Source organism: Cyclonatronum sp., from assembly GCF_022565315.1.
Taxonomy (GTDB): Bacteria; Bacteroidota; Rhodothermia; order Balneolales; family Cyclonatronaceae; genus Cyclonatronum.
On record NZ_JAIUMX010000001.1, the window covers coordinates 62,836 to 78,631 of the forward strand.

11 protein-coding genes are annotated in these 15,796 nt (G+C 52.3%); 8 read left to right on the top strand and 3 right to left on the bottom strand.

Annotated elements, in window-relative coordinates:
* Positions 1-47 precede the first annotated feature (47 nt).
* On the top strand, positions 48-1,247 hold the full coding sequence (locus tag LAT75_RS00285) for a pyridoxal phosphate-dependent aminotransferase (protein WP_291480605.1): 1,200 nt from the start codon (positions 48-50) through the stop codon (positions 1,245-1,247).
* 117 nt (positions 1,248-1,364) lie between these two features.
* Positions 1,365-1,649, top strand: a complete 285-nt coding sequence (locus LAT75_RS00290) for an FmdB family zinc ribbon protein (RefSeq protein ID WP_291480606.1) — start codon at positions 1,365-1,367, stop codon at positions 1,647-1,649.
* A gap of 141 nt (positions 1,650-1,790) precedes the next feature.
* Here LAT75_RS00290 and LAT75_RS00295 read toward each other — a convergent pair whose 3' ends face one another.
* The 3 genes from LAT75_RS00295 to lipB all read right to left on the bottom strand — a co-directional run bounded on the left by LAT75_RS00295 (position 1,791) and on the right by lipB (position 5,235).
* Entirely contained in the window at positions 1,791-3,290 is a 1,500-nt protein-coding gene (locus LAT75_RS00295) for a sodium:solute symporter family protein (protein ID WP_291480607.1), read from the bottom strand.
* A 220-nt stretch (positions 3,291-3,510) separates the two neighbouring features.
* Positions 3,511-4,410 carry a lipoyl synthase gene (lipA, locus tag LAT75_RS00300; RefSeq protein ID WP_291480608.1) on the bottom strand — a complete coding sequence of 300 codons (900 nt, stop codon included), beginning with the start codon at positions 4,408-4,410 and terminating at the stop codon, positions 3,511-3,513.
* A 93-nt stretch (positions 4,411-4,503) separates the two neighbouring features.
* Entirely contained in the window at positions 4,504-5,235 is a 732-nt protein-coding gene (gene lipB, locus LAT75_RS00305; RefSeq protein WP_291480609.1) for a lipoyl(octanoyl) transferase LipB, read from the bottom strand.
* Positions 5,236-5,390: 155 nt separating this feature from the next.
* Here lipB and LAT75_RS00310 point away from each other — a divergent pair, with 155 nt between their 5' ends.
* The 6 genes from LAT75_RS00310 to LAT75_RS00335 all read left to right on the top strand — a co-directional run bounded on the left by LAT75_RS00310 (position 5,391) and on the right by LAT75_RS00335 (position 15,770).
* Positions 5,391-6,809, top strand: coding sequence for a hypothetical protein (locus tag LAT75_RS00310; protein ID WP_291480610.1), 1,419 nt, complete (start codon positions 5,391-5,393; stop codon positions 6,807-6,809).
* Positions 6,810-7,149: 340 nt separating this feature from the next.
* The gene (locus tag LAT75_RS00315) at positions 7,150-7,797 is read left to right on the top strand and encodes a hypothetical protein (protein ID WP_291480611.1); all 648 of its coding nucleotides are present in this window, start codon (positions 7,150-7,152) and stop codon (positions 7,795-7,797) included.
* A gap of 145 nt (positions 7,798-7,942) precedes the next feature.
* Positions 7,943-8,323, top strand: a complete 381-nt coding sequence (locus tag LAT75_RS00320; protein ID WP_291480612.1) for a YraN family protein — start codon at positions 7,943-7,945, stop codon at positions 8,321-8,323.
* 117 nt (positions 8,324-8,440) lie between these two features.
* Positions 8,441-9,292 carry a proline dehydrogenase family protein gene (locus LAT75_RS00325; protein WP_291480613.1) on the top strand — a complete coding sequence of 284 codons (852 nt, stop codon included), beginning with the start codon at positions 8,441-8,443 and terminating at the stop codon, positions 9,290-9,292.
* Between the two features lie 27 nt (positions 9,293-9,319).
* Positions 9,320-11,461 carry a hypothetical protein gene (locus LAT75_RS00330; protein WP_291480614.1) on the top strand — a complete coding sequence of 714 codons (2,142 nt, stop codon included), beginning with the start codon at positions 9,320-9,322 and terminating at the stop codon, positions 11,459-11,461.
* 130 nt (positions 11,462-11,591) lie between these two features.
* Positions 11,592-15,770: an ATP-binding protein gene (locus tag LAT75_RS00335; protein ID WP_291480615.1), complete on the top strand. Its 4,179-nt coding sequence runs from the start codon at positions 11,592-11,594 to the stop codon at positions 15,768-15,770.
* Positions 15,771-15,796: the final 26 nt, after the last annotated feature.

Below are 15,796 nucleotides of genomic sequence, written 5' to 3' on the forward strand. Positions count from 1 at the left end.
GGCTTACCGAATCTTCCTTTTCCGAAAAACAACCAACACCCACCCGTATGATATCCAAAAGAGCACAGTCGCTTGCGCCCTCCGAAACCATGAAAATTTCCGGCATAGCCAAAGAAATGCAGCAGGCCGGCAAGTCCGTGATTTCGCTGAGTCAGGGCGAGCCTGATTTCAAAACCCCGGCTCACATTTGTGAAGCAGCCAAGCGCGCCATCGACGAAGGGCACCACGGCTACACCATCAATGCCGGCACAACCGGGCTTCGCGAGGCCATTGTGGAGAAGCTGAAGCGCGAGAACAATCTGGAGTACACCGCAGCTGAAGTTGTGGTTTCCAACGGCGCGAAGCAGTCGGTCGGGTTCAGCCTGCTGGCCGTGGTTGATGAAGGCGATGAAGTGCTGATTCCCGCCCCGTACTGGGTTTCCTACCCGGAAATGACCAAGCTGGCGGGCGGCGTGCCCGTTATCGTGCGCACAGCTTTTGAAAACGACTACAAGCTCACCCCGGAGCAGCTGCGCAGCAGCCTTTCCAAAAAAACGAAAGTGCTGATTCTCTGCTCGCCCTCCAACCCGACCGGCAGCTGCTATACCGCCGGCGAGCTGGAAGCCCTGGCTGAGGTGCTGCGCGATTTCCCGAATGTGGTGGTGCTCTCCGACGAAATTTACGAGTACATCGTTTTTGACGGTCCGCATGTGAGCATGCTGCAGGTTGCCCCCTGGCTCAAAGACCGCTTCATTGTGGTGAACGGCTTCTCCAAAGGCTTCGCAATGACGGGCTGGCGGCTGGGCTACATCGCCGCCCCGAAATCCATCGCCGGGGCGCTGGGTAAAATTCAGAGTCAGGAAACCTCGGCTCCGAGCACCATTTCGCAGATTGCCGGCGAGGCAGGCTACCGCAGCCCGCTTTCGGCTCCGGCCATTGAGGAAATGCGCAAGGCTTTTGCCGAACGCCGCGATTACTTCATCGCAGAACTCAACAAGATTGACGGGGTGAAGTGCTTCAAGCCCGGCGGCGCGTTTTATGCCTTCCCGAATATTTCGGCCTACCTCGGCAAAACGGCTCCCGACGGAAGCAGCATCAGCTCGAGCACCGATCTGTGTATGTACCTGATTGAGCATCACGGCCTGGCGATTGTGCCGGGCGATGCCTTCGGCGAGCCCGAGGGCGTGCGCCTGAGCTACTCCGCCTCCATGGAAACCCTGGCCGAAGGCCTGAAGCGTTTCCGCGCCGGTCTCGCAGCCCTGAGCTGAGTTTTGAGAACCGGGTAGTGCATCGGTCAGCGGACTGCGGTCCGAAAAATGGCACACCATTTGCTTTATTTGCCGCTGAACTCAATTCACCCTATCAACCTGTTCATTTTCTGAATTATGCCAACCTACGAATACATTCGCGAAGACGGCAGCCGGTTCGACTGGCTGCAAAAAATGTCGGATGCCCCGCTTACCGAATGTCCGCAGACGGGCCAAAAAGTCAGACGCGCCATTCACGGTGGCAGCGGCGTCATTTACAAGGGCACCGGTTTCTACAACACTGATTACAAGGCCAAACCGGCACCTTCCGCCAAAAGCAGCGATGCTTCCGGCAGCACCGGCGATAAGACCGAACCCACCGCAGCGCCAAAATCTGATGCGGCCCCGGCAAAAACGGACTGATTCAGGTCCGGCTGAATCATCCGATTCATTTTACCAAAAAGGCAGCCTCCCCGCGGAGGCTGCCTTTTTTTGTGCAGGGTGATGCGGCCCGGAAGCCCATCCATCACCCTGCCAAACAAACCAAACTGCGGGTGCCGCCCGCTACTTTATTTTGTGCTCTTTGATGGCATCGGCGAGGGTGCCCGATTCGGTGTAGAAGGGCCTCCATTTTTCTTCGGGGTCGGGCTGCGTGAGCAGCGAAACGACTACGAGCGCAAGGATGGAAGCACCGGCAGAGGGCAGCACGATGTAGGCGGTATCGAGCAGGGGCTCGGCAAGCACGGCATTGAGCACGGTGATGAGCAGGGTAACGGCCATACCGGTGGCGATAGACGCCACCCCGCCGGCGGTGGTAACGCGCTTCCACAGGAAGGCTGCGAGCAGGGCAGGGGTGAGGCCCGCCCCGATCATGGTGTAGGCCGTGAACGCCATCGCGAGGATGGTATCAAACTGCGTGAGCATGAAATACGCACATACCCCAAGCGCAAGCACCGTGATGCGCTGAAACACCACAATCCGCTTTTCGGAGGCCTGCGGATTCACGAACCGCTGGTAGATGTCGCGGGTGATGTTGGTGGAAGGCGCAAGCAGAAAGCTGTTGCCGGTGGAGGTGATGATGGCCACCGCGGCGCAGATCAGCAGGAGTCCGCCGGCAATGGGGATGCCGACCTCCGTGCCAAAGCGGGCCGTGTGCAGGATAATCTGCTCGGAGTTCTCTACGGCAAGGTGGTAAAGCGAGTCGGGGCTCAGGCTGTTGAAGTGGCTGAAGGCCAGAATCGCGAGCGTGGCGATGGCGGTTTCTACCACGATGGTACCGATAACCCACCACACTACGGCGCTTTTGGCTGCCTTTTCATCCCGTGCGGAAAAGAACTTCTGGTACATGTTCGATTCGCCCATCAGCAGCAGGAAAGTGGGCAGAAACACGCCCATCGCCCAGAGAAAGTTATGGTCGCCAAACACCGTGAACAGGCTGGGATCAAGCTCGGTGCTCACATACTCCATGCCGCCGAGGTTCATAAAAACCAGCGGCACCGCAAAAAGCACGGCAATGGTGATGATGGCCCCGTTGATGATATCGACCGATACAATCGAGAGCATCCCTGCAAAAGCCGTGAAGGTGATGATAAAGGCAGCCGTAAGCAGCACGCCCTGCCACTGCGGCACTCCGGCAACGAGCTCGAGCACGAAAGCACCGCCGCGGAACTGATAGCCCACAATGGTGGTGTAGGCAATCACGATTACGATGGTGCCCAGAATGCGCGCCCATTTGTTGTAGCGCAGCTCGAGAATATCCGGCACGGTGTACTGCGAAATCCGCCGTACGCGGGCCGCAAGAAAGAAAACGAGGATGATGCCGATCCAGGCACCTGCAGCCATCCAGAGCTCCGAAAGGCCGACCTGCGCGGCGAGTCCGGCACCGGCGAGCAGGCTGCCCGAACCGATCCAGGTGCAGAGCAGGGTCGCGACCAGCTTGTAGGTCGGCACCGAGCGCCCGGCAACCATGAAATCCTCCTGATTCTTAATGGCGAAGCTCTTCACAATTGAAATCGACATCAGCAGGATGAGGTAGCCGATTACGACCCAGAAAAAAACATTCATCACAAACCCCGGTTTGGTTTACTTTTTCGATGGATGGCAACTGCCCCTGAGCCCGGCCGCCGGCTGAGATACACATCCTCCTTTAATCAAAAAAGCCCCGAAGGGCTTTAGTTAGGAGGATGCACTGCCGCACACCGGAAACCTGCCAGGTATTGCCACCGCAATGATAGCAATACGCAGGCAGGATTAACAGCAAAAATTGAGGCGGAAAGGACCGGCCTTAAAGGTGGCGTTCTGCGTGGTAGGAAGAACGCACGAGCGGACCGCTTTCCACGTGTTCGATGCCCTTGCCCTCGCCGATTTCCTTGTAGGTGGCGAACACATCGGGGTGCACCCACTCCTGAACATCGAGGTGCATTTTGGTAGGCTGCATGTACTGCCCGATGGTCATCACATCAAGCTGCGCGTCAACGAGATCATCCATGAGTTCGAAGACTTCCGCCGGCGTTTCGCCCAGGCCGACCATGATGCCGGTTTTGGTGCGCAGGCCGCGGTCGTGGCAGATTTTGAGCAGCTCGAGGGAGCGGTCGTAGCGGGCCTGCGGCCTTACCTGCTTGTACAGGCGGGGCACGGTTTCGAGATTGTGGTTCAGCACTTCGGGCCGGGCTTCGATCACGTACTCGAGGGCATCCCAAACGCCGCGAAAATCAGGGATCAGCACTTCGATGGTAACACCCGGGATTTCTTCCCGGAGGCGTTTGATGGTTTCGGCGAAGATGGGCGCGCCGCCGTCTTTGCGCTCGTCGCGGTTCACAGAGGTGATAACAACATGCCGCAGCCCCATCAGCTTTGCGGCATTGGCCACGCGGTTGGGCTCATCCCAGTCGAGGCCCTGCACCGGCCGGCCGGTTTTGATGGCACAGAAGCCGCAGGAACGCGTGCACACATCACCCAAAATCATGAAGGTAGCGGTGCCGGCGCCCCAGCACTCGCCCATGTTCGGGCAGCGGGCTTCCGCACACACGGTGTTGAGGGAATGCGTGCGGATGGTATCGCTCACTTCCTTAAACTTGGGGCCGGAGGGCAGTTTCACCCGCAGCCACTCGGGGCGCCTGCCGGCTACAGCACTGTTTTTGGATGCAAACGTTTGGGCGGCCTGAGCCTGTGTTGCGCAACTCATCAGATAAATCGGGTTTTGAATTTGTGGAAATTGGGTTGTTTTCGCTGAAATTAAGGCTTAACGGCAAGGATTCCGCATCAGCCGAAAAGCTTTTTACACGCTCAAAGGCAAACCGGAACTGAGCCGGAAGGCAAACTGCTGCTGCAGGGCTTCGGCCATGCGCTGCTTTACCTCATGGAGGTCAACGACATCCCCCAGTAGTTTCTGCATGCTCGTAACCGGCCGGTCCGGAATACCGCAGGGCACAATATGCCCAAAATAAGACAGGTCGGTATTTACATTAAGGGCAAAGCCGTGCATGGTCACCCAGCGGGAACACTTGATGCCCATGGCGCAGATCTTCGCACCGCCAACCCATACACCGGTATAGCCGGGCTCCCGGCTGCCGGTGATGCCGTAGGTAGCCAGCAGCTGAATAACAGCTTCTTCGAGGGTACGAAGGTAGCGCCCGATGTCGGTGAAAAAAAGGTCGAGATCCAGAACCGGATAGCCCACGAGCTGACCCGGCCCGTGATAGGTGATGTCGCCTCCGCGGTCGATTGCGACAAATTCCGCCTCAATCTGCCTCAGGAATTCAGGCGAAGCCAGCAGGTGATTGCGGCTGCCGCTCTTGCCGAGGGTGTACACGTGCGGATGCTCCACATACAGCAGATAGCCGCCTAAAGAAGCCTCCTCCCGGTGCACCGAAAGCTGCCGGGCCGTTTTGCGGTCAATCATTTCCTGCTGCAGGTTTTTCTGCAGTTCCCAGATCCGGGCATACGGCTGATGCCCGAGGTCATGAAAATACACAAGGCGCTCCGGCGCTGAAATGGCTTTTTGTTTCATGGCATCGCTAACGTCGCTTTACTGTAAATCGTTACCTGATGCGCTGCAATACGATAGTGGCAGGGGCTGATTTCAGGCTTGCAGGGCGGGAAATCTCTGTTATCTTTTCGGCGGAACCATAAAATGAAATATATCTGCATTTAACTATCGTGATTATGAGCACATCCTCCCTGCACTACAAAACGATCGGACTGGCCAAAGAAAATGAATCCCCTGAAAATCCGGGTGCGCTGGAAAAGCGGGTTGCGCTCATCCCCGAAGATGTGCGCAGGCTAACAGAGGCCGGCTGCACGGTTTTTGTGGAAGCCGGTGCCGGTAGCGGCGTGGGTTTTAAAGATGCGGATTATATAAAGGCCGGCGCTGCCATCCAAACAACGAAAGAGATTTACCGGGACAAAGATCTGCTCATTAAGTTCAAGGGGCCTGCCCTGGAGCACATCCCGCTAATGCGGCCTGGCAGTACGCTTTTCTGCATGGCGCATTTTCATTCTTTCCCCGCACGGGCGAAAATGCTGGAAGAGCACAACATAACCGTGATCGCGATGGAACAGATTGTGGAAGCGCCCAAACGCCGCAAAGATGAGGAAATCATAGGCCGTATGGCGGCTGATGCCTGCCTTGAGGAATCCATCAAACGAAATATGCACAACCTGCTCAACATCTACATCTTGGGCTACCGTGACGGGATGAAGGGTATGATCCGCCGGTTCGCCAATCAGAACCCGCACTCCATGTCGCTGCTTCAGCCCGGTCAGGCACGGTCGGAGCGGGTAAAATCGGTCAGGCACGCACTTTTTGTTGTTGACTCCACCGCTTTTCCGGAAACTCTCGATGTTGTGCAGCGCATGAAACCCGAAAACGCCATGCTGTTTGATGTGGGTAAATTCCGGAGAGAGAAAGGCAAAGCTGCACTCCGTTACTACAAATGGGTGCATGACCCGGCAAAGTACGGGCTACGCCGCATTCAGTGCCTGCACGAGACCGGGATGGCCGGCGCACGCTATGGGTTTAAACTGCTGCACGAAGTGAGTCCGCTCCGGAAAGAGGCGCAGGCTGCTGAGGCTACAGTACTCGGCTACGGCAATGTGGGCATGGGAGCGATTCATGAATGTTACATGCAGGGGGTGCGGAAGGTGAACATCCTCGGGCGCTTTCACACCAAAAAAGACCGGATTGAAACCTGGCTGAAGCGCTCTGATGTGGTTATTAACGGGGCCGAGCAGCCGGTTGAGCTGCGTGGCAAAAACTACCTCATTACAAACAGGCACCTGCGGGAGGTACTTCCCAAAGGCAGCGTTGTGATTGATCTGATTGGCGGCAGCGCGACCAACCGCAGCCCGGTGGAGCCGGTCGTAGAATGCACCTACCTCACGGATCCGCACTTTGAGCAGGATGGCGTTTTGGTTTCCGCGCTCTGGGGCTGGCCGATGATGGGCATGATGAAGGAGACAGCCGTGCGGTACAGCGGTCAGATTACGGACGTACTTCTTGGCAGCGACGAGTACCTGATTGGCGGTTTAACAGAGCCATTGCACCCCGGTGTTGCCCCTGCCATTGTTTGCGGCCCTTTTTAGCCGGCAGTTTCAGATATTCTCTTCAAGGGCCGTTTATTCAAAAAGGCCTCCCGCCATTTCACTTAATAAGCTGTTGTAATCTCTAATGGGAATAACCATTATTCCGGGTTACCAGAATCCCCTATCTTTTAGCAGGCGCAAATACGTTGTGTGCCTTCTGCCGGTTGGCAGCAGGCTTACCGTTTCCGTTATAGCAGCTTTTTGCTTTCTGCTTCAACCCCCCTGCTGCTAATGATTTCTTAGTTGAAAGTGGCTGTTTTTTTTAAATGAAGCGGATTGTCCCTATTTTACAAACACTCTGCAAGGCATTACCCTTAGATACAAGTAACGATTCCTATTTATGAACCGCGATAACCGATCCCGCGAATACCAAAAAGCCCTTGAACTATTCATAACCTACTGGGGTGAGATGGCTTCAGAGTGGGGTATCAATAAAACGATGTCTCAGATTTACGCGCTGCTTTTTGCCGAGCCCGAACCAATGGATACTGATACCATTATGAAAGAGCTGAGCATCAGCCGCGGAAATGCGAATATGAATGTGCGCAACCTCATGCAATGGGGTCTTGTGCACAAGGTGAACCTGCCCGGAAACCGCAAAGATTTTTTTACTTCTGAAAAAGACCTTTGGACTACAGCTGCCCGCATCATTGCGGAACGGCAGAAACGTGAAATTTACCCCATCAAGAAAACCCTCACACAGTGCCTTGATTTACTAAATGAAGGGGAAGGAGATACGGCCCAAACAAATCACTTCAAAGCAAGGCTGGAAGGTTTTATCAGTTTTCTGAAGCTGTTTAATGATTTTTCTGAAGCCATTCTACCTTACATCTCGGAAAAAAATACGGAACAGATTAAAGGGATCGTAGAGATGGCCAAAATGTATAACCTGCAGCAGGCTCAGGAACAGGAACTTGAAAAACAGCGCAGGCAAAAAGCCTCAGAAATTGCCAAGCGCAAGCGGGAACTTGCTTCGGCAGCGAAATAGTTTGTAAGCTCTGTTACCCACAGTCGTAGCATTATCCGCAGCATGCCGGTTTTGTATTTCCCAATCAGCCCTGGCGGTACTGAAAGGCCAAGCCGGGGCGGATATCACCAAAAACTGCTGATCATTTATCCAAGCTGAGTTTATTTTGAGTAAAAAATTACCTGCACACCTTGAGCTGGGCCGCCGCGGTGAAGATATCGCCGTAGAATGGCTCGAGAAAAATGATATCCGGATCCTGGAGCGTAATTATCACTTTGAAAAAGCCGAAGTTGACATTATTGCTTACAACGGCCGGCAAATTATATTTGTGGAAGTTAAAACACGTTCTTCCAATAATTTCTCCGAGCCCGAAGATGCTGTAACAGACGAAAAAAAAAGGTCGCTGCATAAGGCTGCGGGTGCCTGGCTTTATGAGCGAAAAATGGACGGCGCACCCGTAAGATTCGATATAATTTCCGTAATTTTGCCTTCCGTGCAAGCAGTGCCGGTTGTACGGCATTTTGAGGGGGCATTCTGGCAGTTGTAAGAAATGCAGGATACTGCTACCTGCTTTTTCACTGTTCAGGCTCCTGCCGTACTTTCTGGCTTGCCAGCTGTTTTTTTTAATCTCTTCCCTTTATTTCAACGACTGTTAGCCGCTCATATGAAACTCCCCTATGCCCTCGCCAAACGCTTTGTTGCCGGTGAATCGCTCGATCAGGCTGTACCAAAAGTTGCTGACCTGAACGAACATGGTATCAAAGTAACCCTGGATCTGCTTGGCGAAAACGTCAAAGACCGTAAAACGGCTGACGACACCCTGCAGCACTACATTGAATTGCTGGAAGGCATTCATGCTCAAAATATTGACTCATCCATTTCCATAAAGCTGACTATGCTCGGTCTGGATATCGACCGGGATTACTGCCGGAACAATCTGTTTGAGCTGCTTGATGCTGCCGTTAAGTTCAATCAGTTCATTCGTATCGATATGGAAGGAACCGACTACACACAGGCAACCATCGACCTGTACAAAGAAGCCTTCAAAAAATACGGCAAGCATGTGGGTATTGTGATTCAGGCGTATCTGCACCGCACCAAAAACGACATCGCTGATCTGGCGGAACTTGGCGCAGATGTGCGCCTTTGCAAAGGTGCTTATAACGAGCCCGAGCGCCTCGCGCTGCAAAATATGGATGCTATTCGCGAAGCCTACAAAGAATACCTGAAGGTTCTCCTCGACAAAACCGTGTACCCGCGTATTGCAACGCACGACAACAAACTTATCAGCTGGGTAAAAGAATACACACAGGAGAAGGGTATCGGCAAAAGCAGGTTCGAGTTTCAGATGCTGTACGGCATGCGCCTGAATACCTGCAAAGCGCTGGCTGCCGAAGGCTACAACGTACGCGTGTACGTACCCTACGGCACTATGTGGTTTCCCTATTTTACCCGCCGGTTAAAAGAGCGGAAAGAAAATATCTGGTTCGTGCTTTCCACCATGTTCCAGAAATAACGGGTTCACCAAACTGATTTCCCGCTGATGCCAGCCTACGGGTTTAAAGCCTTAACAGCCGCACTCTTGTGCGGCTTTGTATTGAGCTGGATTCCCCTGCTTCGGGAAGTTCATTTTTTATCGGCCGGGCTGGTTGGGCTTATCGGGGCATACACGGCTGCATATATAGCCGCCAAACGAACCTATACGCGCAAGCCGGCAGCCGGACTTAAGGAAGCCTTCGGGCTGGTTCTTATTTTTCTGGCGCCGCTGTTGCCCATGCTCGCAGGCGCTTTATGGCGCGGCTGCTTTTCAGCTGACGGCCTGAGTTTCTGGCTTCTTATACCGGGCCCGTCGGTGCTGCTGGGTTTTGCTTTGGGCCGGTACATGTCGCTGCACACTGCTCGCCCCCGGTTTTACACGCTTGCTGTATTGACCTTCGTTGCCGCCGGCATTTTTGTACGGGAGTTTTTCAGCTACCCGGCTGTTTTCTATCACAATCATGTTTGGGGGTTTTGGCCGGGACCGATTTACGATGATGTGGTTGAGCTGCGCCCGTCGCTGGTGCTTTTCCGGTACATCACCCTTTGCTGGGCGGCTTTACTGTGGCTGATGCCGCACTGGCACAGCCGCAAAAACCTGCGGCTGCCGCTGCTGCTGCTCACTCTCAGCCTGATGCTCAGCTACCTCAACCTTGCACGTGCCGGCATTCTGCACTCCGAAACATGGATTCAGCAGCAGCTCGGCGGCAAACTCGAAACAGAATACGCCGTGCTGTTTTACGACCGGCAAATTGATGCTGCCGAAATTGAATGGCTGGCCGCATGGCACGACTTTCACATCCGCGAACTCGCTGAAATACTGACGCTCGACCTCAGCACGCTTCCCAAAACACACAGCTATCTGTACCGGCATGAGTGGCAAAAAAAACAGCTCACCGGCGCTGGCGGAACTGTTTATGTACCGGTTTGGCTGCGACAGCCGCAGATGCACATTCACTGGCAGGCGGCTGAGCGGGTACTGCGGCATGAGCTGGTTCATGTGCTTGCCCGGGAATTCGGGGCACCGGTCATTAATGCGAGTCCGGTAATTGCCCTTGTGGAAGGGCTTGCTACGGCTTTCGAAACCGAGCGGGACCCGCGCGGCACCGCCGATCAGCTGGTCGCCGCACAGACCGAACTCCCGACGGAGCGTTACATGCGCCGGCTGATGAGCCTTACCGGCTTCTACGCGCTCGACGGCACGTTGAGCTATACTATTGCCGGCTCTTTTACAGGCTGGCTTTGGCAACACTGCGGTACCGATGCTATGAAACAGGCCTACGCTACAGGTCGCATCAGCCATTCATGCGCACAGCCTTTCGGCACCCTTGTGGAAGGATGGCACGCACACCTGCAAACAGTGGAGACAGACTCCCTGCAGTTCGCCCTTTCCGGACGCCTGTTTGCCGCACCCGGAATAGCAGATGCCCCTTGCAGCTTTCACCCCTCACAACACCATCGGGATATCTCTCACATACAAATGCTGATAGCCGAAAACCGGCAAAATGATGCCCTTATATGGCTGGAGACACAACAGTCAGACTTGCAGTTTTGCGGGTTTAACCGGCTTTCTCTGGTTCGGGCAAACCTGCTGATGCGCGCCGGTAACGCACAACCGGAAGCGCTCCTGAACCTCATGCAGGGCTGTGAGACATCACCCGAAGAACTACCTGCTTCTCTTCGCCTGCTTGTTGCTGACGCTCTGATGCTCAGCGGCAGCGAACACCAAGCTCTGAAGCTGCTCGGAAGTTTAGGATCAGATTCAGAAGCGGTACGGCTTCGGACAGACGAACAGCTGCAAACCGTACTGCTTGAGCTGCTTTACGAACCCACGCCATTTATCCCGGCATATATTGCCCCCGATTTAAAACCCTGGGTAGTTTGGCACTGTACACAACATATCCATGACGAAGGATGCCGCACTTTAGATCCCGGCGTTTTTATCACCGATAGCCGCAGACATTTTGTAATTTGGGAAAATTACATCCGGGCACTTTACAAGTTTCATTCAGACGAAAATGCAGCCGACTGGGTGGCAACACTCGAAAGCCGCCTCGACAACCCGGTTTCCGACCAGGCAAGGTTGCTGAGGCTTAACGAATTAAGCCGGTTTTCAGCTATCAAAAAAAAGGGCTCTGCCCGATTGTAAACGGCATAACCATAAAGATTTCTTAAATTACGAAATCTGGTTTTTGAAAACTGTTGCAGCTTCCCCCATTGAACCCGACCGGTTTTGACTAAACCACTGCAAAGCGGTCAGAGTTGTACATATTTACAAAATGAAAGCTTTACCCCTCCTTCTTGCTATTCTGCTTACAGGCCTGATCAGCGCTTATGGTCAGGGTGCGGAGCGTTTGCGCCATAGCGAATACCGCATAATCACTTACCAGACTCAGGATGGCATGCCTACTAACCTTGCAAAAGGCGTGATTACCGATCAGCTTGGGTTTATATGGTTCGCTACAGATTCCGGTATAGCACGGTTTGACGGGGAAGATTTTGTTCATTATTCAGACATGCTTTCAAATGCTTATCCTAAGGGCTTCTTCGAAAGGGCTAACGGGGATCTTTTAATTTACCATGATGCCGGCATTTCGAAAATTGAACAACATAATTCGCGCAGTCTTGAACTTTCGGTTTTGCTCCGCGGAAGCGGAAGCCCCGGTGTTTCAACCGTAAACTATCCAAAATCCCTTTTTGAAGACCGGGAGGGGCGTTTATGGATTGGGGAAGTCTATTCCGTAGCCTACCTCAAAGATGACACGCTTCACCGGTATATTTTGCCGGATATGTACCGCACCTCAAGTTTTATCCGTTCTTTTGAGTTTGCTCAGGATTCGGAAGGCACCATATTTATATCATCTCAGCAGGGGGCTTTATTTTATCTCGATACTTCTTCAGACAGTTTTGAACTGATTCCCGGTTCTGAGGAAGTAGGAACTGTTAGCTCTATGATTTATGAGCCGGTTACCGACCTGATATGGGTTGGTACTAACAATGGCGTTTTTGGCCTTCGGGCAGCTTATGGGGAAGACACCGATGCCCCGATTGGCTTTGAGATCAGCCGGATTCTGGAAAACCCGCTTATATCCAAAATTGCGCCGGGCGAACCCGGCACTGTTTGGGTAGCCGGCTGGAACAGCCGGGAAACCGGTTTACTGCGGGTTGAAGTATCAGAAAACGGCGTCACAAATGTGATAGCCATCCAGCAGTTCAATCTTAATTCCGTGAATGATGTGCATTATGTACCTGACTCCGGCTTATGGGTTGTTACTGATGAAGGGGCAGGATTTCTTTTCGAAACTGATTTTGTGCGCGTTCCTGTAAATCAAGATCGTTTCTATGTGCAGGGACTTTCACGTCACCCTTTGGAAAACACCTTTTACATGACTGACGCCTCGCAGGTGTACAAAATCCGCCCTGAGGGCAATTATTATGAAATTGAAGTGCTGTTTGTTAACCCGCTAAACGACGATATCCTCACCGTTAACTCTAACGAAACAGGAATCCTTTTCGCTACCTCAAGAGGGCGGGTGTACCACATGCTGCACGGAGCCGGACAAAATGAAGCTGACCTCATCTTTTTTGATGACGAGTTTGAAAATTCGGTTTTCTTTAGCCTGCGAACCCCCGAGGGTGACTTTTGGTACACTCAGTACAATGCAGCAGGAATAAGCCGGATTCGCCCTGATTTGTCCCGAACTGTTTATGCCGAAGACAAAGGGCTGGATCAGTTCATCAACGTAATACGGCTGAGCCCAAACGGGACCCTGTTTGCGGGGAGCAGCGGGGATAAAAAGCTGTATCAGTTCACAGAGTATGAAGAGCGCTTCGTACCGGTTCCCATAACCGGGGTAACGGGCCGGGAGGTCGCACTTAACCAGCTCATCATAAATGATATGTGCTTTCTTGATGATGGCAACATTCTGCTTGGAACCAACCGTGGCGTAGCTATTTACCACCAAAACACGGAAACTCTGGAGATGCTCGCTCTCGATCCTGAAGCCGATAACGAGTATATCAAAAGCATTTTACACCTTAACGGCACCATTTGGATGGGCACCGACCGCGGCATTCTTGCCTATGATGAAAACATTGGCGTATTGGTAAGATACAACGAGTTTAACAACGGGCTGCCATCACGGACCAACGCTTACCGCGGCTTTACCACAACTCTGGATGGCAACTTATGGGCTGCAACATCATCTGGCATCGCGGCTTTGCTGCACCCGTTTGATATCAGCCAGACACAAACCCCGACCCTCATTTCAGCCGCTATCAGCGATGAACATGCCGTTCTTGATATCACTGGAGGAAGCAAAATTCCTTACAACTCTTTTCTCACGCTGCATTTCCGAAGTCTGATGTTTCCTACCCGTAACATAGTTTATCAGTATCAGATTAATCAGGATTCCTGGCAAATGCTGCAGCAGCAATCATTTGTAAACCTCTCCCAGCTCTCCCCGGGAAGCTATCACGTTAGAGTTAGGGCCCTGCAACAAGGCTCATACAGCTGGAGCGACCCTCTAAGCGTATCTTTTGTAGTGCTGCCCCCCTGGTACTTCAGGCCCGTTTTTCTGGTGTTTTACCTTATTGGGATTTTACTGCTTATATACACAACCACATCGCTTTATACGGCAAGCCTGAGGCGGTCAAAAGAGCGCCTGACCATTGCCGTACAGGAGCGTGTAAGTGAAATTCAGCAGAAAAGCAAAGAACTTGAGGCAGCCAAAGAGGAAGCCATTAAAGCTAACGAGGCAAAAAGTCTTTTCCTTGCCAATATGAGCCACGAAATCCGCACACCATTAAACGGAATTATTGGTTTTCTGGAACTGCTAAAGGATACAGAACTTAACAACGTACAACGCGAGTACATCAGCTATGTGTCAAATTCGGCACATACGCTCACGCAACTTGTAAATCATATACTTGACTTTTCTAAAATCGAAGCCGGCAAACTGGAGCTTGAGAGTGATACCTTCAGCATAGAAGAGCTTTGTACCAATACGCTTCAGATTGTCAGCTTTTCCGGGGCCGGGCGAAACGTACCTGCTTACCTGGTAACCGACCCGCACCTGCCTCATAAAGTAAAGGGGGATGCCCTCCGAATCCGGCAAATACTCATCAACCTTGTGGGTAACGCAGTCAAGTTTACAGAAAACGGAGAAGTTGAACTGCATATAACGCTAATCGACGAAGCCAGAGCCGGCACCTACTCGCACATCCGATTTTTGGTAAGCGATACCGGTATTGGTATTTCAGAAGAAAACCTGCGCCGTATTTTCACCCCGTTTACGCAGGCTGATATTTCAACAACCCGTAAATACGGGGGCACAGGGCTTGGCCTGTCCATTACAAAATCACTGATTGAAAAAATGGGGGGCGAGCTCGAAGTTGAAAGTACCGTTGGTGAAGGAAGCCGCTTCTCTTTCACGCTTCCTCTCGAAGTCGTTGAAGAGGGAATAAACCCGACAGGCTCAGCTGAACCGTTTTTTAAAGGTAAGTGCCTGTTGTTCCTCAAAAATAAAAGGGAGTATGAGCTTACAGCCGAATATCTTGGTCTTTTCGGAATTTCTGAAACCCTGCATTGCAGCAGTCCGCTTATACCGGAGCATTACAAAGCTTCAGAACAAGCTGTACTTATCTTTGCTGACTCACACCTTTTTAAAGATCCTGAGGATATCCTTGGTTTCGCAGAAGTGCTCAATAAAAAGCGCATAAAGTGCAAAGCATTCATAATTGTTCACGATATTCATGAAGATTTCAGCACCCTTTGTGAAAACTTATACCGCCAGAAGAACATTTATTGCGAACGTCTTCTCAGGCCTGTACATTTCAATTCGCTGTACCACACCCTTGGTAAACTTAAGCCTTCATTCCGTTCTGATGCAAAGAATACTCAGATCCCGACTGCTAAACCCGGATTTGAAATTCAGTCCGTAATTTCCGGGCATCAGGCTGCTGAAATACAACCCGAACCTACCGTATCCTCCGCGAAATCGCCAATATTGCATAGCCATGCCATGGACTCTATTTCACCGATTACAATTCTTTTGGTAGATGACAATACCATCAATCTTAAGCTTGCGTCTATTCTTTGCAAAAAATCACTCGGCCGTATTCCATCCAATATTATTACCGCCGATAACGGAGAGGCAGCTGTAGAAAAAGTCCGCGAGGTTCACCCGGATCTTATCCTGATGGATCTTCAGATGCCGCTGATGGATGGTTTTGAAGCAAGCCGGGAAATTCTCAACTATGTGAAAGAAAATCAGCTGCCTGATATTCGCATTTTCGCCCTAACCGCCGGGGTTACAAGTGAAGAAGAGTCCCGTACTCAAAAAGCCGGCATGACCGGCTTCATCACCAAGCCTATCAACAGGGAACAGTTTCATAAGGCCGTTATGGACGTTCTTTATGAAAAGTACGGTAAAGAACTAACCCTGGAGTTGCTCTGAGGCTTTCAGCCCGATTATCAATTTTC